This is a genomic window from Cerasibacillus quisquiliarum (assembly GCF_014202495.1).
GTDB lineage: Bacteria > Bacillota > Bacilli > Bacillales > Amphibacillaceae > Cerasibacillus > Cerasibacillus quisquiliarum.
In genome coordinates, this window is sequence record NZ_JACHHA010000001.1 from 388,302 (window position 1) to 410,042 (window position 21,741).

Annotated in this window: 19 protein-coding genes and 1 pseudogene; all 20 read left to right on the forward strand. The window is 35.7% G+C overall.

What is annotated here, in order from left to right:
- The first annotated feature begins 41 nt into the window (after window positions 1-41).
- The 20 genes and pseudogenes from HNQ35_RS01870 to uvrA all read left to right on the forward strand — a co-directional run bounded on the left by HNQ35_RS01870 (window position 42) and on the right by uvrA (window position 21,642).
- The gene (locus tag HNQ35_RS01870) at window positions 42-614 is read left to right on the forward strand and encodes a DUF6470 family protein (protein WP_146934467.1); all 573 of its coding nucleotides are present in this window, start codon (window positions 42-44) and stop codon (window positions 612-614) included.
- A 20-nt stretch (window positions 615-634) separates the two neighbouring features.
- Complete coding sequence (gene fliW, locus HNQ35_RS01875; RefSeq protein ID WP_146934464.1) at window positions 635-1,078, forward strand: flagellar assembly protein FliW; 444 nt, start codon at window positions 635-637, stop codon at window positions 1,076-1,078.
- A 2-nt stretch (window positions 1,079-1,080) separates the two neighbouring features.
- Complete coding sequence (gene csrA / locus HNQ35_RS01880; protein WP_146934459.1) at window positions 1,081-1,308, forward strand: carbon storage regulator CsrA; 228 nt, start codon at window positions 1,081-1,083, stop codon at window positions 1,306-1,308.
- Window positions 1,309-1,386: 78 nt separating this feature from the next.
- Complete coding sequence (gene flaG / locus HNQ35_RS01885; protein WP_146934454.1) at window positions 1,387-1,737, forward strand: flagellar protein FlaG; 351 nt, start codon at window positions 1,387-1,389, stop codon at window positions 1,735-1,737.
- A 12-nt stretch (window positions 1,738-1,749) separates the two neighbouring features.
- Window positions 1,750-3,231 (forward strand): flagellar hook-associated protein 2, encoded by a 1,482-nt coding sequence (locus HNQ35_RS01890; RefSeq protein WP_146934451.1) that lies wholly within the window; start codon window positions 1,750-1,752, stop codon window positions 3,229-3,231.
- 18 nt (window positions 3,232-3,249) lie between these two features.
- Complete coding sequence (gene fliS, locus HNQ35_RS01895; protein ID WP_146934448.1) at window positions 3,250-3,648, forward strand: flagellar export chaperone FliS; 399 nt, start codon at window positions 3,250-3,252, stop codon at window positions 3,646-3,648.
- Window positions 3,648-3,998, forward strand: a complete 351-nt coding sequence (fliT, locus tag HNQ35_RS01900) for a flagellar protein FliT (protein ID WP_146934445.1) — start codon at window positions 3,648-3,650, stop codon at window positions 3,996-3,998. Before fliS ends, fliT begins: the two co-directional genes overlap by 1 nt.
- Before the next feature lie 107 nt (window positions 3,999-4,105).
- Window positions 4,106-4,657, forward strand: coding sequence for a ribosome hibernation-promoting factor, HPF/YfiA family (hpf, locus tag HNQ35_RS01905; RefSeq protein ID WP_146934442.1), 552 nt, complete (start codon window positions 4,106-4,108; stop codon window positions 4,655-4,657).
- Between the two features lie 320 nt (window positions 4,658-4,977).
- Window positions 4,978-5,130: a hypothetical protein gene (locus HNQ35_RS01910; protein ID WP_170226537.1), complete on the forward strand. Its 153-nt coding sequence runs from the start codon at window positions 4,978-4,980 to the stop codon at window positions 5,128-5,130.
- A gap of 267 nt (window positions 5,131-5,397) precedes the next feature.
- Window positions 5,398-7,908 carry a preprotein translocase subunit SecA gene (gene secA, locus HNQ35_RS01915; protein WP_146934439.1) on the forward strand — a complete coding sequence of 837 codons (2,511 nt, stop codon included), beginning with the start codon at window positions 5,398-5,400 and terminating at the stop codon, window positions 7,906-7,908.
- A 107-nt stretch (window positions 7,909-8,015) separates the two neighbouring features.
- Window positions 8,016-9,117 (forward strand): peptide chain release factor 2 gene (gene prfB, locus HNQ35_RS01920; protein ID WP_146934436.1). Its coding sequence is split into 2 segments (ribosomal slippage): window positions 8,016-8,087 and window positions 8,089-9,117, totalling 1,101 coding nucleotides; the frame shifts between segments, so codons are not numbered across the junction.
- A 186-nt stretch (window positions 9,118-9,303) separates the two neighbouring features.
- A complete protein-coding gene (gene cccB, locus HNQ35_RS01925) occupies window positions 9,304-9,648 on the forward strand; it encodes a cytochrome c551 (RefSeq protein ID WP_146934433.1) in 345 nt (114 codons plus the stop codon).
- Between the two features lie 606 nt (window positions 9,649-10,254).
- Window positions 10,255-10,529: pseudogene (locus HNQ35_RS14560) on the forward strand (hypothetical protein); the annotation flags it as partial.
- Between the two features lie 199 nt (window positions 10,530-10,728).
- Window positions 10,729-11,415, forward strand: a complete 687-nt coding sequence (gene ftsE / locus HNQ35_RS01930) for a cell division ATP-binding protein FtsE (protein WP_146934419.1) — start codon at window positions 10,729-10,731, stop codon at window positions 11,413-11,415.
- Window positions 11,405-12,298: a permease-like cell division protein FtsX gene (gene ftsX, locus HNQ35_RS01935; RefSeq protein ID WP_146934415.1), complete on the forward strand. Its 894-nt coding sequence runs from the start codon at window positions 11,405-11,407 to the stop codon at window positions 12,296-12,298. Before ftsE ends, ftsX begins: the two co-directional genes overlap by 11 nt.
- Window positions 12,299-12,351: 53 nt before the next feature.
- The gene (locus HNQ35_RS01940; protein WP_246118005.1) at window positions 12,352-13,770 is read left to right on the forward strand and encodes a murein hydrolase activator EnvC family protein; all 1,419 of its coding nucleotides are present in this window, start codon (window positions 12,352-12,354) and stop codon (window positions 13,768-13,770) included.
- A 156-nt stretch (window positions 13,771-13,926) separates the two neighbouring features.
- Complete coding sequence (locus HNQ35_RS01945; protein ID WP_146934412.1) at window positions 13,927-15,369, forward strand: S41 family peptidase; 1,443 nt, start codon at window positions 13,927-13,929, stop codon at window positions 15,367-15,369.
- A gap of 34 nt (window positions 15,370-15,403) precedes the next feature.
- Complete coding sequence (locus HNQ35_RS01950) at window positions 15,404-16,612, forward strand: PDZ domain-containing protein (protein ID WP_146934409.1); 1,209 nt, start codon at window positions 15,404-15,406, stop codon at window positions 16,610-16,612.
- Window positions 16,613-16,743: 131 nt separating this feature from the next.
- The gene (gene uvrB, locus HNQ35_RS01955; protein ID WP_146934406.1) at window positions 16,744-18,729 is read left to right on the forward strand and encodes an excinuclease ABC subunit UvrB; all 1,986 of its coding nucleotides are present in this window, start codon (window positions 16,744-16,746) and stop codon (window positions 18,727-18,729) included.
- Between the two features lie 33 nt (window positions 18,730-18,762).
- Window positions 18,763-21,642 carry an excinuclease ABC subunit UvrA gene (gene uvrA, locus HNQ35_RS01960; protein WP_146934403.1) on the forward strand — a complete coding sequence of 960 codons (2,880 nt, stop codon included), beginning with the start codon at window positions 18,763-18,765 and terminating at the stop codon, window positions 21,640-21,642.
- The last annotated feature ends 99 nt before the right edge of the window (window positions 21,643-21,741 follow it).

A 21,741-nucleotide genomic window follows, 5' to 3' on the forward strand; every position in this document is an offset into this window, starting at 1 on the left:
AAGAAAGGGCAGGGCTTTTAACATTGAAATAGGTGATGAGTGTGAAATTACCACAAATTCAAATTAAAACAGAAACAGCTCAAATAGAAATCAATCAAATACATGCGAATCAATCGATTAGCCAACCAAAAGCAGATATGACAATCGAACAACCGAAGGCAGATTTAAAAATAGAAACAACACCTGGAAAATTAACCATTGATCAAACAGAAGCATGGGAAGATATGAATTTATTGTCTCCATTACGAATGACAGAAATGGCTGCTGAAGAGGGAAAAAGCAGCATATTAGAAGCGATTGCAAGACGTGCTGAACAAGGACAGCAATTAATGAAAATCGAACATAAAGGCTCTCCAATTGCTGAACAAGCGATAATGAACAGTGGTGGTACATACAAGCAACCACAAATCACTTTTATACCTTCTGTGTTCTCTGTAAAAATAAATTATGAGCCAGCTCACTTACATATTTCAAGTAAAGAGAATAAGCCACAAATACATGTGGAAACAAAACAGCCAGAACACGATTATATACCTGGTCAAATAGAAGTAGCGATGAAGCGCTATGCATCAATCGAATTTTCAGTTAGTCACTTATTTTCAGAAGTTATATAAAGAATGAAAGGTGAAAGAAAATGTACATTCAGACAAAATACTTAGGGGAATTGTCTATTAAAGAAGAGCAAGTGATTCATTTCTTAGATGGTCTTCCAGGCTTTCCAAATGAAACAAAATTTGTTTTGTTAGAGCTACCAGAAAACCCGTTTTTTAATATTTTACAATCTATTCATACGAAAGATGTTGCTTTTATAGTAACGAGTCCATACCATTTTTATAAAACGTATGCTTTTGACTTAAGCCCATCTATTATTGAGAAACTTCAAATTGAAACAGAATCAGATGTTAATGTATTAACAATTGTTACTCTAGCTACTCCCTTTTCTAAAAGTACAATTAACTTAAAAGCACCGCTGATTTTAAATATAAAAAAACAATATGGGAAGCAATACATTTTAAATGAAACAGATTATCCAATTAAAGCCCCTATCACAACATTACAAAAAGTCAAGGGGGAATAAAAATGCTTGTTTTAACTAGAAAAAAGAACGAATCCATTTTAATTGGTGAAGAAATAGAAATAAAAATATTATCGATAGATGGTGACCAAATTAAATTAGGCGTTAATGCCCCATCTGAAGTTGATATTTATCGAAAAGAACTTTACGAAGATATTCAAAAGGAAAACAATCAAGCTGCAATGATTTCCATTGATGTACTTGAATTGTTACAACAGAACGATAAAAAGTAGTCAGATAAAGACAAACACTAAACAATTATCTCTATCTATCCGATATAAAAATAAAAGATGTATGGGAGATGCGTAAGTATGCGGATAGAAAGTGTGTCAGAATATTTTACGAGTCGTCATGCAGCACAATCGCAACCTTCTGAAAATCGTGTTTTCACAGGAAAAAATTTTATGAATACAAATCAACAACAGACAGAACAAATCCACAATGATGATGTTAAACAAGCTGTTCAAAACTTAAATACATTTATTGAACCGTTGCAGACGAATTTAAAATTTCAGTACCATGAAGACTTAAATGAGTATTATGTAGAAGTTGTTAACCTATTGACAGATGAAGTCATTAGAGAAATACCACCTAAGAAATTGCTCGATATGTATGCAGCTATGGCTGATTTTATGGGACTTCTCATTGATAAGAAAATATAAGGAGTGATCAACATGCGTATTGGTGGACTTGCTTCAGGAATGAATGTCGATGAGATTATTGATAAGTTAATGTCGGCTGAACGAATCCCACTCGATAAAATGCACCAAGAACGGACAAAACTTACGTGGAAGCGCGATGCCTTTCGCGATATTAACTTAGCACTAAAAGAATTAGATGATATGATTTTTGATATGAAGCTGAGTAAAACATACCAAAGTAAAACCGTTTCTTCATCAAATGCAAACGCTGTATCTGCTAGTGCAACGACAAATGCCTCAAATGGAACGTATAAAATCGCAGTTACACAGCTTGCAACATCAGCAATGAATATAAGCACACAAAAAATGGATATAGCGCTGGAGGATGAGATTGTTGATGAGCAATATGTAGGAAAAGAATTTTTCTTTAAAACATTTGATCCCGAAGAAGGAAAGCTTGTACAACATTCTTTTACGATAAATCAAGGCGATACATTAAAAGATGTATTAAAACGTATATCAGATGATGATAATCATGTCCGTATGTTTTACGATGAACAGTCACAACGAGTCGTAATGGAAACAACCCGCACAGGAAAATATAATGAAACAGGAAAGGAAATCGTATTTGATGAGAATACGAACGCCTTTTTCACAAATGTTCTCCATCTAGATATGGAAGAAGAAAAAGGCGGAACAAATGCGAAATTTACTTATAATGATCACCTACAATTAGAGTCGAAAACAAACCATTATACTTTAAACGGTGTTACTTTTGATTTTAAACAAACGACACGATTAGACGAACCAGTTATTTTAACGGTATCTCATGATGTTGATCAAGCTTTTGAGCAAATAAAAGAATTTGTTGATCAATACAATCAACTTGTCGACCAATTGAATGAAACACAACGAGAAAAACGTTATCGTAACTACCCACCTTTAACAGACGCTCAAAAAGAAGAAATGACAGAAAAGCAAATTGAACTTTGGGAAGAAAAAGCCAAAAGTGGACTTCTTCGTGGTGAAACGATTATTACAAACAGTTTATATTCTATGAGACGAAGCTGGTACGGTAAGGTAGAAACAGATGGCAAATTTACATCATTGACCGAGATCGGTATTACAACAACACAAAGCTATCTCGATGGTGGTAAATTAGAAATTAATGAAGAAAAATTAAAAGAAGCTTTGAAAGAGGACCCAGAAAGTGTGCAAAAGTTGTTCTCAAATAATGTAGAAGGGTCAAGTCGTGGTGTCATTAACCGTTTAGAAGATTCGATAAAGGATACGATGAAGCGAATTGAAGAACGAGCTGGAAAAAGTTACTCTACATTAGAAGGTTATACGATTGGGAAAAATATGAAAGACTTAAACAGTCGAATTGATGCCTTTGAGAAGAAACTTATATCAATAGAGAACCGCTATTGGGCACAATTTACCGCTATGGAGAAAGCCATTCAAAGAGCGAATCAGCAATCCATGTATTTATTATCGCAATTTAGTGGACAATAATATGAGGAGAACGATATTATGATGCCAAATAATGCATATCAAACATATCAAAATAATGCAATTAAGACAGCTTCTGGTGGTGAATTGACATTAATGCTGTACAATGGCTGTGTTAAATTTATTAAACGAGCCATAAAGGACATTGAAGTAAAAGACTATGAAAATAAAAATAAAAACATCCAGAAGGCACAACGTATTATTCAAGAATTAATGATTACTCTAGATCCACAAGTTGACCTATCGAAACAGATAATGCCTTTGTATGATTATATGCATCATCGGTTAACAAAAGCAAATATCGAAAACAACAAAGCATATTTAGAGGAAGTATTAGAATATGTTATTGAATTTCGAGAAACATGGAAACAAGTGTTACAAAAAACAAGACAGACTTCTCCACTTGAGGGAATAAAGTAATGCAAGCTGTTCAAGTTGTTTACGAGCTGACGCTGGACATGCTTCATCTACTGCAGAAACGCCAGCACATCGAAAGACACGATGTGATTGAGCAACTGACGCATTTTATTGAAGAACGTGAACAAGTACTACGAAAGCTTTCGCCACCATATAGTCAAGACGAGTTAAAGATAGGTCAGAAGATTATTTCGCTTAATAAATTAATTGAGCAAGAAATGTATGCCCTCTTTACAGAATTAAAACAAGATATGAAGCAAACGAAGCGACAGCGTAAATCAACACATTCATATGTTAATCCATATCGCTCTGTTCAAACGAATGATGGTATGTTTATGGATCAAAAAAAATAGCAAACTATGAAATGTAACAGTTTTATGAATAAAAAAGGTTTACGCAAGATTTTTATGGATAAACAATGTATAATAGAATGTACATTAAAGTAAAGGGGGACACTTTCATGAATTACACTATTCGTGGTGAAAACATTGAGGTAACAGCAGCAATTCGTGATTATGTTGAGAAAAAAATTAATAAATTAGAAAGATATTTCGACACACCTCCAACCTCTGATGTTCACGTAAATCTAAGTGTCTACAATGATGCACAAACAATTGAAGTTACGATTCCTATGACTAACTTACTTTTACGTGCTGAAGAAGAACACGCTGATTTATATGCTGCAATCGACTTGGTTGTTGATAAATTAGAAAGACAAATTCGCAAACACAAAACAAAAGTTAATCGTAAGTTCCGTCAAGAAGGGTCTCCAAAATATATTTTTGCGGAACTTGAAAGAGAAAAGCGTGAGCAAGAAGAAGAATCAGATGAAATTGAAATTGTTCGAACAAAACGTTTTAACTTAAAACCGATGGACTCTGAAGAAGCTATTCTGCAAATGGACATGCTCGGTCATAATTTCTTCGTCTTTACAAATGCAGAATCAGGCGATACAAACGTTGTATATCGTAGAAAAGACGGACGTTATGGCTTAATTGAACCACATCGTTAAATGAAATGAGATGCATGAGAAAAAGGGCTTCCTACATAACGTAGGAGGCTTTTTTAATATAAACTTTAAAGCGGCCCTGTAATGTAATGGATATATACTGTCTAAAGACTTGTCACATAATGTCGAGGAAAAGTGAAGAAATTAAGTTTGGAAGTAAAGATTTAAGGAAAAATGTCTTTTAAAATAAAAATACGCGCCAAACGAGAAGAAGACAATGCATTTTTTGTCGAATAACAATATAAAATTTAAATATACTGATTAGTCATCACACGACTTCCATGCTATAAATAAATGTAAGAAAAAAGGAGGAGGGAATCGATATGGAAGATCAAATAAAGGAAAAAATGACCGAAATGACCATCCAAATAAACCAACATGAAAAAATCATCAGTCAATTAGTAACAATGATTGCCTCTACAAATCAACAACTTATTAATCTCTCACTTATTCATCATCAATCAACAAAATATTAAATCCAAGCGTTCTGTTCAGTCCACGATTTGTTATCCACAAATTTCCTCTTAAATTCCCCAACTTTCTCCGAAAAAGAGTAGCACCCCTCAAGGCTACTCTTTTTATATTTCTATAAATTTATGATGATATTTGCGCCGAAAATATATGAAGTTGTCATTGCCCCTTTGAAAGTGTTATGATTAAATATGGATTAATATAAATTACTGTGAATATAAACTAATCATGATGATGAAGTCGTTTATTTTTAAAATAGAGGAGCGTTTAAAATGGTTGGATTTTTAAAGAAGATATTTGGCGAAAATCAAAGAAAACTAAAAAAATTAGATAAAATCGCCCAAGAAATAGAAGCACTTGAACCAGAGTATGAACGATTATCAGACGAGCAACTAAAAGAAAAAACAGAACAGTTTAAAGAGCGTTATGCCAATGGAGAAACATTAGACGATCTTTTAGTAGAAGCATATGCTGTCGTTCGCGAAGGTTCAAAACGAGTCCTTAACATGCGCCCTTTTAAAGTACAGTTAATGGGTGCTATCGCCATGCATGAGGGAAATATAGCTGAAATGAAAACAGGGGAAGGAAAAACCCTTGCAGCAACATTACCAGCGTATTTAAATGCCTTATCAGGAAAAGGTGTACACGTAATTACGGTAAATGATTATTTAGCGGACCGTGACGCTACAGAGATGGGACAATTATTTGAGTTTCTTGGCTTAACTGTAGGACTTAATACAGCAGGCTTATCAAAAGAAGAAAAACGTGAAGCGTATCAAGCTGATATCACATATGGGACGAACAATGAATTTGGCTTCGATTACTTACGTGACAATATGGTGTTGTATAAGGAACAGATGGTGCAACGCCCATTGAATTTTGCGATTATTGATGAGGTGGACTCCATCTTAATTGATGAAGCTAGAACCCCACTCATTATCTCTGGTACAGCTGAGAAGTCAACAACATTATACATTCAAGCAAATGCTTTTGTTAATACACTTACACGTGATAAAGATTACACATATGATGAAAAAACAAAAGGCGTTCTCTTAACAGAGGAAGGAATCAATAAGGCAGAACGCTACTTCTCTGTGGATAACTTATTTGACTTAGAGCATGTCTCATTAACACACCACATTAATCAAGCGTTAAAAGCACATATGGCGATGCATCGTGATACAGACTATATTGTTAAAGATGGTCAAGTCGTCATTATTGACCAATTTACAGGACGTTATATGGAAGGGCGTCGTTATAGTGATGGTCTCCATCAAGCGATTGAAGCAAAAGAAGGCCTTCCAATACAAAATGAAAGTATGACACTTGCATCTATCACCTTCCAGAACTACTTTAGAATGTATAACAAACTGGCAGGAATGACGGGAACAGCCAAAACTGAGGAAGAAGAATTTCGTAATATTTATAATATGGAAGTGATCGTCATTCCAACGAATAAACCAGTCATTCGTGAAGATAAACCAGATATGATTTATAAAACAATGGACGGCAAATTTCGTGCAGTAATAGAGGAAATAAAAGAGCGCCACGAGAAAGGTCAACCTGTTCTTGTTGGGACAGTTGCCGTTGAAACATCTGAACACATTTCTGATTTATTAAAGAAAGAGCGCATTAAGCATAATGTATTGAACGCGAAAAACCATTTCCGTGAAGCAGAAATTATCGAACAAGCAGGTCAAAAAGGGGCTGTCACCATTGCCACGAACATGGCAGGAAGGGGAACAGATATTAAACTTGGTGAAGGCGTACGTGAGCTTGGCGGACTGGCTGTTATTGGTACAGAACGGCATGAATCACGCCGCATAGACAACCAGCTGCGTGGACGTTCAGGCCGACAGGGAGATCCAGGCATGTCGCAGTTCTATCTGTCAATGGAAGACGAATTAATGCGTCGCTTTGGATCTGATAACTTGAAAAATATGATGGATCGTCTCGGTATGGATGATTCTCAACCAATTGAAAGTAAAATGGTGTCACGTGCTGTTGAATCTGCACAGAAACGCGTAGAAGGAAATAACTTTGATGCACGTAAAACAATCCTTGCGTATGACGATGTTTTACGCGAGCAAAGGGAGATTATTTATAAACAGCGCTTTGAAGTCATTGATGCAGAAAAAGATGAAATCCGTCATATTATTGAAAATATGATTCAATCGTCACTAGAACGTGTTGTTCACTTGCATACACAAGATGATGATGAAGAAAACTGGAATTTAAAAGCTATTATTGAACACGCTCATGCAAACCTTCTATCTCCTGAAGATATTGATGAAAAAGATATATTAGGTAAAGAGCCAGAAGAAATAACAGAAACTATTTTTGCCAAAGTGAAAGAAAAATATGATGCTAAAGAAGAAGAAATGACACCAGAACAGATGCGTGAATTTGAAAAAGTTATATTATTACGTACGGTTGATACAAAATGGATGGCACATATTGACCAAATGGATCAGCTACGGCAAGGTATTCATTTACGTGCGTACGGTCAAGACGATCCGCTTCACGAATATCAAATAGAAGGTTTTAATATGTTTGAAGAAATGATTGCTAGCATTGAAGATGAAGTTGCTAAGTATATGATGAAAGCACAAGTACGTGATAATTTACAGCGTCAAGCAGTCGTTAAAAATACAAAAGCTGTCTCTGGTGGACAAAAAGAGGAGAAAAAGCGTCGTCCTATTGTGCGAAAAAACCGTGTAGGCAGAAATGACCCTTGTCCTTGTGGTAGCGGTAAGAAATATAAGAACTGTCACGGTAAATAATAATGAAAAAATAAGAGAAATTGCCCGTTAACGTCTTTTGACCGTTGACGTGGCAATTTCATCATTTTACAATAAAAGTGTTAACATTAATTTAGAGGTGAGAACAGATGGAATTTACAGAAATAAAAAATGAAATTGAACACATGAAGAAGCGCATTATACAATTTAGGGGGTCTCTTTGACTTAGAAAAGAAACAAGCACGTATTAAAGAATTAGAACAACAAATGGCTGCCCCGCAATTTTGGGATGATCAAAAGAAAGCCCAAACTGTCATTAACGAGGCAAATGGATTAAAACATTTACTAGAGGATTTTGCTCAAATTAATGAAATGTTAGAAGATCTGGAAGTCACTTATGAATTGGTGAAAGAAGAAAGTGATTTAGAACTCATGGCTGACCTACAGTCAAATATGAAAAAATTAATAAAAGAGGCGAATAGGTTTGAACTTCACCTCTTACTGAGCGAGCCATATGATGCAAACAACGCCATTTTAGAACTTCACCCTGGAGCTGGTGGAACAGAATCTCAAGATTGGGCAAGTATTTTATTAAGAATGTATCAGCGTTGGGCTGAAGACAAAGGATATAAAGTAGACGTTTTAAACTATTTACCGGGTGAAGAAGCTGGGGTGAAAAGTGTAACTTTGCTCATTAAGGGGCACAATGCCTACGGTTATTTAAAAGCTGAAAAAGGTGTCCATCGGTTAGTAAGAATCTCACCGTTTGATTCATCTGGACGTCGTCACACATCATTTGTCTCTTGTGATGTGACACCAGAACTAACAGATGATGTCGATATTGAAGTGAAAGCAGAAGATATTAAAATTGACACGTATCGCGCAAGTGGTGCAGGAGGACAACATGTTAACACGACAGACTCTGCTGTAAGAATCACACATATACCAACAAACACAATTGTTACTTGTCAAAATGAACGTTCGCAAATAAAAAATCGAGAATCTGCAATGAAGATGTTGAAATCAAAACTATATCAGCTCGAAATTGAAAAACAACAAGAAGAACTAGCTGCTTTAAGAGGAGAACAGAAAGAAATTGGCTGGGGAAGCCAGATTCGTTCATATATCTTCCATCCATATACGATGGTAAAAGACCACAGAACAAATATTGAAATTGGAAATGGACAAAGCGTCATTGATGGTAATATCGATCCATTTATCGATGCTTACCTTCGTTCGCAAGTCGATTAACTTTAATAAAATGACAAGTTCATGATTTTGACAAAAAGTGGCCAACTACTTAGTAAATAAAGGGTTTAGCTAGCAGATGTTGGTAGATAAAGAAGAAAAATACATTAAAAAAGGTTTAAAAACTTTATAATTAGGTTATAATATAGGGTGACACAAATCAACAATTATGAGTTAGGGGGATTAATCATGAAAAAATGGTTAATGGCAGTATTATTAGGATCCGTCCTTGTATTAGGTGCTTGTGGCGGTGGCGACGATAATGCTAATGACGATGGTGCAGCAAACAATGATGCAGGTGGCGATACAACTGCATCAGCTGGTGAAGATATTTATAAAGCAAACTGTGCAGCATGTCATGGACAAGATTTATCCGGTGGTGCTGGTCCAGCATTAGATCAAGCTGGTTCTAAATTCAGTGCAGATGAAATTGTTGACATCATTCAAAATGGTGTAGGGAGCATGCAACCACAAAAGCAAGTTTCTGAAGATGATGCAAAAACACTTGCTGACTGGTTAGCTGAAAAGAAATAATAAAACATAGTAAAAAATAAAACGAGGTTGGGTCAAAACCTCTGAAAGATGAAAAAACGCATGAAATCAAAACATTGATTTCATGCGTTTTCTATTTTTATAAAAAACTATTTTTGTTCACCTTTTCCTTCTGTCCCAGTCTCCTTCTCCTAATGATCATGATAGTACATGAATCATCAATAGAGCGAGCTGTAGTTTAAGAGATACTATAAACGATTATCGGGTAATATTCGCTATCGTTAGACCTTTTGGAAGAAAAACATGCAGAATAGAGCGAACGACTCTGCATAGATTTAAAGATTTATGCGAAACCGTACGGATTAGAGCGCTCCACCCAGCATGGTTTTGAAGATTTATGCGAAACCGTACGGATTAGAGCGCTCCACCCAGCATGGTTTTGGAGATTTATGCGAAACCGTACGGATTAGAGTTCTCCACTCTGCATGGTTTTGGAGATTTATGCGAAACCATACGGATTAGAGAGCTCCACCCAGCATGGTTTTGAAGATTTATGCGAAACCGTACGGATTAGAGCGCTCCACCCTACATGGATTTAAAGGTATCTGCGTCATCATGTGGAGTAGAGTACTTTACTCGTTTCTAGATAATAAAAAATGGGAACAGCGAAAAGAATATATTAGAACCAAGCATTCGGAAGAAGCAACACGAGACATTTATAATAGTCAGTTTTTGATTTCTAAAGACTAATTTGTCATTCTCTAAATTTCCAGTCAGAGGATAATAACTATCCGAAACAAAAAAATTGCGGAAATAATATGTCAATGTTGATTCCGCAATTTTTCTCATTTAAGATCGGTTTTGTCTTAGCTTCGTTTTTATTGGAAATAAATTACAGGGATTATTTAACAGTAAATGTATAATTTAACAGCAATATGACATGTATTAATGTATTATGACAAAAGTGGCGGGAATGAAATATAAATGTAATAAAAAATGACTAAAAATCTTGTTAAAAGATGTTATACTATAGGGGAAATGTTTATTTTTGATAGAAATGATAGAAATATGTTACTGAAGACAACAAAGATTGACTATGACAAAAATAAAAGGTGAACAATAATGATAAAAATGGAAAACGTGTTTAAAAGATATCAAAATGGTGTAACAGCACTTAATGGTGTATCTATACATATAGAAAAAGGTGAATTTGTTTACATCGTCGGCCCAAGCGGTGCCGGTAAATCGACATTTATTAAATTAATTTATCGCGAAGTGAAACCGACAACCGGATTAGTTGAAATCAATGGCGTGAACACGAGTGAATTAAAAGAAAGGGAAGTGCCTTTCTTTCGCCGACGTATCGGTGTTGTGTTTCAGGATTTTAAATTATTACCAAAACTTACAGTCTATGAAAATATTGCCTTTGCTTTAGAAGTTATTGAAGAATCACCGAGAAATATTCGTAAGCGAGTCATGGAAGTGTTGGAATTAGTTGACTTAAAAAGTAAAGCCCGTTTTTTACCAAATGAATTATCGGGCGGGGAGCAACAGCGTGTTTCCATTGCACGTGCCATCGTAAATCGTCCAGATATTGTTATTGCAGACGAGCCCACAGGGAATTTAGATCCAGACACATCTTGGGATATTATGAGCGTGTTTGAAGACATCAATGAACGAGGGACGACGATTATTATGGCAACACATAGTAAAGAAATAGTAAATAAAATGAAAAAACGTGTCATTGCAATTGAAAGTGGCATGATCGTAAGAGATGAATCCCGAGGTGAATACGGCTATGAAAATTAGAACATTTAAACGTCATCTCCGGGAAGGTGTTAAAAATATTTTTCGTAACGGTTGGATGACTGTCGCATCGATTGGGTCTGTCACAGTTACATTATTACTCGTTGCTGCATTTTTAGTTATTATTCTCAACTTAAACCATATGGCAGAAAAAGTTGAAGAAGACGTTATTGTCAAAGTGTTAATTGATGTTGCAGCGAGTGATGAAGATATAAAAACACTTGGTCATAACATAAAAAAGATTAATCAAATTGAATCTGTTGTTTTTTCATCTAAAGATGAAGAACTTGATAATTTGATAAAAGGAATGGGGAAAGAAGGGAAATCATGGGAATTATTTGAACAAGACAACCCTTTAAACCATGCCTATATTATTAAAGCAAAGGAACCACAAGATACAGCGGTCATTGCAGAAAAAATTCGTGGCTTTGATCACGTACATAAAGTAAACTACGGAAAAGAAGTCGTTAGTCAGCTGTTTGAATTTAATAAAAATGCACGTATCGTTGGGATTATTTTAATTGTTGGTCTTGTTTTTACAGCGATATTCCTCATTTCAAATACAATCAAGCTGACTATTATGGCTCGAAGTACAGAAATAGGCATTATGAAGCTCGTAGGAGCGACAAACGGATTTATTCGTTGGCCGTTCTTTATCGAAGGTATGTTGTTAGGTATGATTGGTTCCATTATACCAATCGGTGTCTTATTGGCAGGATATTACTATATTGTTGAAAAACTTGTCATTAGTGTACAAATACCATTCTTTGAATTATTGTCATTTTATCCGTTCGCATGGCAAATATCACTCGTTATTCTCCTTATTGGAGCTTTGATTGGTGTTTGGGGAAGCATCATGAGTGTTCGTCGCTTTCTAAAAGTCTAATAAATAGATTCATAGATATAAATATAGATGGAAAAAGAGAGAGGGGAATACAATTGCGGAAGAAATTATCACTAATGCTCGTTGTTTTTTTGTTCATGTCTACTAGCCTAAGTACAAATGTCTTACATGCTGAATCAATAAATGATGTAAAGGGAAAACTGAATGATTTAGATCGTAAAGAAGCTGAGTTAGAAAAGAAGAACAACTCACTTAACTCTGATAAGACGAATACTGAGAAGAAAATTGGTGAAAATTTAAATAAACAATCTACTAATAAAAGCGAAATGGAAGTCATTGATGATAAATTAGCACAAACGAAAACATCGATTGAAAAAAAAGAAAATGAAATCAAGCAAACAACAGAAAAAATTAACACGTTAACCGAAGAAAGTAAAGGTTTAAAGAAGCAAATGCGTACATTGAATAAAGAAATATTACAATTACAGAAAAGCATTAGGGAACGTGAAGCATTATTGAAAAGCCGGCTACGCTCTATTCAAGAGAGTGGCGGTAAAATGAGTTATCTTGAAGTACTACTAGGAGCAAAAAGTTTCGGAGATTTTATTAGCCGAACATCAGCTGTTAATACAATAATGGATTCAGATAAAGAAATCATGGAAGAACTCGATGCTGATAAACGCACTATGGAAGCTAAAAAGATAGAAGTTGAAGAGAAGAAAGACCAAGTCGAAGCAAATAAAAGAGAAGTTGAATTGCGTAAGGTCAAATTGGACAAGCAAAAACAACAGTTAAATCGTTTGAAAAATAAACTTGATCAACAACTTGCTAAAAAAGAAAAATTGCAACGCCAACTTGAAAAAGAACATGGAGAACTAGAAGAGTATAAAGTGAGTTTGGAAGAAGAGCAAGCAATCGTCCGAAAGCAAAAAGCGGCAGCTCAAAAAGCAAAGGCATTTGCTGAACAAGAATTAGCTCGGATTCAACGTGAACAAGAGGAAGCACAGAAAAGAAAGCAACAACTGAAACAAAAAGCATCTACACCAAGTTCACCTGGAACAAAATCAGAGCCAATTAGACAAGCTCCACCAATCGCAACAGGAGGCTTTATCCATCCAGTTAATGGTCCAATTACGTCAGGTTTCGGTCCTAGAAGTTGTAATGGATGTAGTACATACCACCGTGGTATAGATTATGGTGTGGCAGAAGGAACACCGGTAAAGGCTTCGGCACCAGGTGTCGTAACAATGATTAGTAAAGAATATGATGGTCAAATGAATGGGTATGGTAATGTGCTACTTATTACACATCATATTAAAGGAAAAACTTACACCACATTATATGCACATTTAAGCAGTATTGATGTTAAGGCAAATCAAAAGGTATCACAAGGACAAGTTATCGGTAAATCAGGAAATACAGGAAATTCAACGGGACCACATTTACATTTTGAAATACACAAAGGTTTTTGGAGCAAAGAAAATGCAACTGACCCGATGAATTATTTACCTTAATGAATAAGGCGTATAAAAGACACCACAATTTATGTGGTGTCTTTTTGATTTGATATTAGAATCTATATACGTTTAATGGTAAAATGGTTAATAAATCATTTTTTAAATTATTGTACGTTTATGTTCAATGAATACATATAGAGGTGAGTGTCGAGAATGAAGATGAGAAAAGTAGTTGCTGTTTTTTGGATTGTTGCTGCTCTTATGATCGGTTTTGCAGGTGGTATTTATTTAACGTCATCACAGGGGCACAATCAGGCTGTACAAGAAGAAAATAATGATTTACAGACTAAATATCAAGTGTCTGATGACAAAATGAAGAAAATTAATCAAGCTTACGCATTAATTAAGAAACATTTCGTCGAAGAAGTAGACGATCAGGAACTTATCGAAGGGGCCATCCAAGGTATGCTATCCTCACTTGAGGACCCTTACAGTTCTTATATGGACATTGAAGCGATGGAGCAATTCAATGAACAAATAGAATCATCATTTGAAGGAATCGGTGCTGAAGTAAGTTTAGTAAACGGGAAAATAACGATTGTCGCACCGATAAAAAATTCCCCAGCTGAAAAAGCAGGCTTACGTCCAAATGATCAAGTGCTCAGTGTGAATGGTGAAAGCTTAGAAGGATACGATTTAACTGAAGCTGTTGCAAAAATACGTGGCAAAAAAGGCTCAGAAGTCGTTTTAGAAATTATGCGACCAGGGGTCAAAGATATTATTGAAGTTAAAATGATTCGTGATACGATTCCAATTGAAACAGTATATGCTGATTTAAAAGAAGTTGACGGAAAGAAAACAGGAGTCATTGAAATTACGACATTTTCAGAACGGACAGCGGAAGAATTTTATGAGTATTTAACCAAATTCGAAGAGCAAGGTATGGATGGATTGATTATAGATGTTCGTGGTAACCCTGGTGGTTTATTAGAATCAGTTGAAGATATTTTACAATTCTTTGTGCCAAAAGATATGCCTTATGTTCAAATTGAAGACAGAGAAGGTAATCGAGAGACGTATCACACAGATTTAACAGAGAAAAAACCATATCCTATTCAAGTGTTAATTGATGAAGGAAGTGCTTCAGCATCTGAGATTCTTGCTGTTGCTTTAAAAGAAATGGGTTACGATGTTGTTGGTACAAGTAGCTTTGGAAAAGGAACAGTCCAACAAGCTGTTCCGTTAGGTGATGGAAGTACGGTGAAATTAACATTTTTTAAATGGTTGTCACCGAAAGGCAATTGGATTCATGAAAAAGGTGTAAAGCCTACGATTGAAGTGAAGCAACCAGATTACTATTTCACTCACCCTATCCAAGTAGAAAAAACACTAACATATAACGATGCTGGAGAAGATATTGAGAATATCCAGAAAATGTTAAAAGGTCTTGGATATCAATTAGAACGAATGGATGGTTATTTTGATAAAACGACAGAAAAAGCTGTAAAAGCCTTTCAGAAAGAACAAAACATCAAACAAACTGGTAAAGTTGATCAAGAAACAGCCGGCTTAATAGAAACAGCATTAATTGAAAAAATTCGCAGTGGTGAAGACGATCGACAAATGGAAAAAGCACTACAAACGCTTTACAAATAAAATATCGCTGCTTGATAGAAAGGTGTGACTCACAGTGGTTGAACAATGGCTCGTAGAAATATTAAAAGCAATAGGGAAAATGTTTTTAAATCCATTGTTTTATTGGGCTTTTATCCTTGTTATTTTCACTGGTTATTTTCGGATAAAAGGTGAACGAATGGATTTTGGTACAAAAATATTTAATCTGTTTTCGGAATGGAAACAGACTTGGGCTCTATCCATTGGGTTTGGCATCTTTCTTTCCATAGTTTCTATAGGAATCGGGATTGTCTTTTCTTTAGAAACATTGTTATTAATGAGTATTATCGTGATCTTATTAAGCATGACATCACGTTTAAATTTATTGTCAGCCAGTTATACAATAGGACTAACGATTTTGCTTCTCGTGTTTTTACCGCCTTTATTAAAAAAACAATCATATATTGATGTGAATTTTTTCGGTGAGATTAATTTTTCTGGATTAGCGCTTCTTTTAGCTTTGTTTTTAATGTTAGAAGGCATGATGTTACGAAGAACAAAGCGTAATAAAACTTTTCCAGTTTTAACGAAGAGTCAGCGTGGTTCATGGGTTGGGGCACATCATGTGAAGAAAATGTCACTTATCCCATTTATCGCGGTCGTGCCTAATGGAACGATTACGCCTTTTGCTTCATATTGGCCTTACTTATCCATCGGTTCTGAACAATCATATAGTCTTATCGTTGTCCCATTTATAATAGGTTTTAATTACAAAGTAATCAGTGATCTTCCACATTTAGTGGGGCGAAGACTTGGAAATCAGATGTTATTATTATCTATTATCGTTTTAGCGATAGCGGTTGCTACTATTTGGACACCACAACTTATATTATTTGTCGTAGCTGTTGCTTTAATTGGTAAAGAATTTATCAATTATCGACATCGTGTGACAGATCAATCAAAAGCACCTTACTTTTATGATGTAGCACAGGGGTTACGTATTTTAAGTATTATCCCAGGCTCCCCTGCAGATCGTTTAGATGTGTTAGTAGGTGAGACGATAACAAAAGTAAATGGCAAACCGATTAATCATGTGGATGCATTTTATTATGCTTTACAGGAGAAAGGGGCTCACTTTCGATTAGATATTGTAGATGATCAAGGAGAAGTTCGTTTTATTCAAGCAGCTATGTACGAGGGGGACGATCATGAATTAGGTTTTATCTTCCCAAATGATCCATACAGTTTTCGAGCAAAAGTACCTGAAGAAATCGTATCCAATTAAACGATGACTATGAAAAAATCTGTTCCTAACGGGCAGATTTTTTCTTGTCTTAGTTAATTAGTCGAATGCTCGTTCGTATGTGTGCTATAATGATTTATGTATGATGATTCTTTAAAATGGAGGCGGTACAAGTGAATAAAAAGTTTGAACTTGTATCATCGTTTAAACCACAAGGTGACCAACCAGAGGCAATTAAACAATTAGTAGAAAAAGTATTAGCCGGTCAAAAACACCAGACATTATTAGGTGCTACTGGAACTGGTAAGACGTTTACGATTTCTAATGTTGTTAAGGAAATAAATCGCCCGACGCTTGTTATAGCTCATAACAAAACGTTAGCAGGGCAATTATATAGTGAATTTAAAGAGTTTTTTCCAAATAATGCGGTCGAGTATTTCGTTAGTTATTATGATTATTATCAACCAGAAGCTTATGTTCCATCATCTGATACGTATATTGAGAAAGACGCGAGTATAAATGATGAAATAGATAAATTAAGACACTCGGCAACATCTGCTCTTTTTGAAAGACGTGATGTCCTTATCGTTGCTAGTGTATCATGTATTTATGGATTAGGTTCCCCTGAAGAATATAAAAGCCAGGTGCTTTCTTTAAGAGTTGGCATGGAGAAAGACCGTGACGAATTGTTACGTGAACTTGTTGATATTTTATATACGCGAAATGACATTGATTTTCAGCGTGGGACATTTCGTGTACGGGGTGATTCTGTTGAGATTATTCCTGCTTCATTAGAAGAACATTGTATCCGAGTTGAATTTTTTGGTGATGAAATCGATCGTATTCGGGAAGTAGATGCACTAACAGGGGAGATTATTGGTGACCGTGAACATGTCGCTATTTTCCCAGCTTCCCATTTCGTGACGCGTGAAGAGAAAATGAAGAAAGCGATTATAAATATTAAAAAAGAGTTAGAAGAGCGGTTAAAGGAATTACGCTCTGAAGGAAAGCTTCTTGAAGCACAGCGCTTAGAACAACGTACGAACTATGATATTGAAATGATGGAAGAAATGGGATTTTGTTCAGGGATTGAAAATTATTCCCGACATCTCACATTTCGTGAAGCAGGTTCAACACCGTATACATTATTAGATTATTTTCCTGATGATTATTTAATTGTTATTGATGAGTCTCATGTGACATTACCACAAATTCGCGGCATGTATAACGGTGACCAGGCACGTAAACAAGTGCTAGTCGATCACGGTTTTCGCTTGCCATCAGCTTTAGATAACCGTCCATTGAAGTTCGATGAATTTGAGAAAAAAGCGAATCAAATGATCTTCGTATCGGCAACACCAGGACCATATGAATTAGAGCATGCACCAGATGTAACAGAACAGATTATTCGGCCGACTGGCTTATTAGATCCGATCGTTGATGTCCGTCCAATTAAAGGACAGATTGATGATTTAATTGGTGAAATAAATAAACGAATAGATAGAAATGAACGCGTCCTCGTGACAACATTAACGAAGAAGATGGCAGAAGACTTAACGGATTATTTAAAAGATATCGATATGAAAGTTGCCTATTTACATTCTGATATAAAAACATTAGAACGAATTGAAATTATTCGGGATTTACGTATTGGAAAATACGATGTCTTAATCGGCATTAACTTATTAAGAGAAGGCTTAGATATTCCAGAAGTATCGCTCGTTGCTATATTAGATGCGGACAAAGAAGGATTTCTTCGTTCAGAGCGTTCACTCATCCAGACGATGGGGCGCGCAGCGAGAAATGCGAATGGACAAGTCATTATGTATGCTGATAAAATAACAGATTCCATGCAAGTTGCTATAGATGAAACGAAGCGACGTCGTGAAATACAGTCTGCATATAATAAGAAGCATGGAATTGTACCAAAGACTATTGAGAAAGAAATCCGTGATGTTATTCGAGCGACAATGGTTGTTGAAGATGAAGAACAGACATATGAACCAAAAGCTAAACAATTCCACAAAATGTCAAAACGTGATAAAGAAAAAGTGTTGCAAAATATGGAAAAAGAAATGCGTGAAGCCGCCAAAGCACTCGATTTTGAAAAAGCAGCTGAACTACGCGATTTACTTTTCGAATTAAAATCAGAACTATGATGAGATTTATAATGTGGAAGGATGATTGTGCTGATGCCAAGTAAATCAATTAAAATAAAGGGAGCACGCGCAAATAATTTAAAAAATATCGATTTAGACATTCCAAAAAATAAATTAGTCGTGATGACTGGTTTATCTGGATCTGGAAAGTCATCACTTGCGTTTGATACGATTTATGCTGAAGGGCAAAGACGTTATGTTGAATCGTTATCAGCCTATGCAAGACAATTTCTTGGTCAGATGGATAAGCCAGATGTCGATTTAATTGAGGGCTTATCACCTGCTATTTCGATTGATCAGAAGACAACGAGCCGCAATCCCCGCTCAACTGTAGGAACAGTGACAGAAATATACGATTATTTACGCCTGCTCTTTGCTCGTATTGGTCGTCCGGTTTGTCCAAAACATGGCATTGAAATTACTTCACAGACGGTTCAACAAATGGTCGACCGAATAATGGAGTACCCAGAGCGAACGAGATTACAAATTCTCGGTCCGGTTGTTTCGGGACGTAAAGGCGAGCATATTCGTCTCCTTGAAAGGTTAAAACAAGAAGGGTATGTTCGTTTACGTGTAGATAATATGATGCGAGAAGTTACGGAAGAAATTAAACTAGATAAAAATAAAAAGCATTCGATTGAAGTCGTTGTCGATCGTATTATAGTGAAACCAGGTGTCGAAGCTCGTCTTAGTGACTCTTTAGAAACAGCTTTGAAGCTAGGTAACGGGAGAGTTATTGTAGATATCATTGACGAAGAAGAAATCGTATTTAGTGAGCTTCACGCTTGTCCTAAATGTGGCTTTTCAATCGATGAATTAGAACCGCGACTCTTTTCCTTTAATAGTCCATTCGGTGCTTGCCCATCATGTGATGGTCTCGGAACAAAATTAGAGGTGGATGTTGACCTTGTCATTCCTGATTGGAATAAAACATTAAATGAACATGCAATAGCAGCCTGGGAACCGATTAGTTCAAAATATTATCCACAGTTATTAAAAAGTGTCTGTGATCATTATGAAATCGATATGGATACACCTGTTAAAGATTTACCAGAAGAACAAATGAATATCATCTTATATGGAAGTGGCGACGAGAAAATCCATTTCTACTATGTAAATGACTTTGGTAAAGTCCATGATAAAATGATTTATTTCGAAGGTGTCATTAATAATGTTTCTCGCCGTTATCAAGAGACCTCATCAGAATTTACGCGGGAAAACTTAGAAAAATACATGGCACAAAAGGCGTGCCCAACATGTAAAGGGTATCGGTTGAAAAAAGAAGCCTTAGCGGTAAAAGTAGCCGGTAAGCATATTAGTGAAGTGACAGATTATGCGATTCGTGATGCGAAGAAATTTTTCACATCACTTCAGTTAACGGAAAAAGAGCAACAAATCGCACGATTAATATTACGGGAAATATGCAATCGACTTGATTTTTTAAATAATGTCGGTTTGGAATATTTAACTTTATCACGTACGGCAGGTACTTTATCTGGTGGTGAAGCACAACGAATACGCTTAGCAACCCAGATTGGTTCAGCATTAACGGGTGTTTTATATGTGCTTGATGAACCATCCATCGGCTTACATCAACGTGATAACGATCGATTAATACGAACTTTAAAGAATATGAGGGATTTAGATAATACATTAATTGTTGTCGAACATGATGAAGATACAATGTTAGCTGCTGACTGGTTAGTTGATATCGGTCCAGGTGCTGGAGAACATGGTGGTAAGATTGTAGCAAGTGGTCCACCTATGGAAGTGATGGCTGATGATCAGTCATTAACTGGTCAATATTTATCTGGCAAAAAGTATATACCTCTACCGATAAAACGTCGTCAACCTGATAAACGTTTTATTGAAGTCATTGGCGCGAAAGAAAACAATTTAAAAAATATTCATGTTAAATTTCCTATCGGTTTGTTTACAGTTGTCACAGGTGTATCTGGATCTGGGAAAAGTACGTTAGTAAATGATATTTTATACAAAGCATTAGCGAAAGCACTATATAAAGGAAAACATCGTCCTGGTAAACATCGAGACGTAAAAGGTATTGAACATATTGAAAAGGTGATAGATATTGACCAATCACCTATCGGACGGACACCACGTTCAAATCCAGCAACATATACGGGAGTATTCGATGATATCCGTGATGTATTTGCACAAACAAATGAGGCGAAAGTGCGTGGATATAAGAAAGGACGATTTAGCTTTAACGTTAAAGGTGGGCGTTGTGAAGCATGTCGTGGTGACGGAATTATAAAAATAGAAATGCATTTCTTACCGGATGTTTATGTTCCGTGTGAAGTTTGTCAAGGGAAGCGCTATAACCGGGAAACACTTGAAGTCAAATACAAAGGAAAAAACATTTCCGATATATTGAATATGACGATTGACGAGGCGCTAATATTTTTTGAAAATATTCCACGGATTAAGCGTAAATTACAAACAATTGCCGATGTAGGTCTCGGTTATATTAAATTAGGTCAACCAGCAACAACGTTATCCGGTGGTGAAGCACAACGTGTGAAATTAGCAAGTGAATTGCATCGTCGTTCTAATGGTAAATCTTTTTATATTTTAGATGAACCGACGACTGGACTGCATACAGATGATATTAAACGTCTCTTAAACGTGTTAAATCGCTTAGTTGATAATGGCGATACAGTGTTAGTCATTGAACATAACTTAGATGTCATTAAAACAGCGGATTATATTATTGATTTAGGTCCAGAAGGTGGAGAAGGTGGCGGAGAAGTGATTGTGACTGGGACGCCAGAAGAAGTTATGGAAGAAGAGCGTTCGCATACAGGTAAATATTTACGTAAAATTATTGAAAGAGATCAGAAACGGATGGCAAAAGATTTAGAAAAACAGGAACAAAATGTATCACTAGATTAGTAAAATAAGCGGAGGTAATCAGTCATGATTTTCTCCGCTATTTTAAATACTTAATAGATACAGACGTTAATATTTCCTTTGACATTATAGGCTGAACGA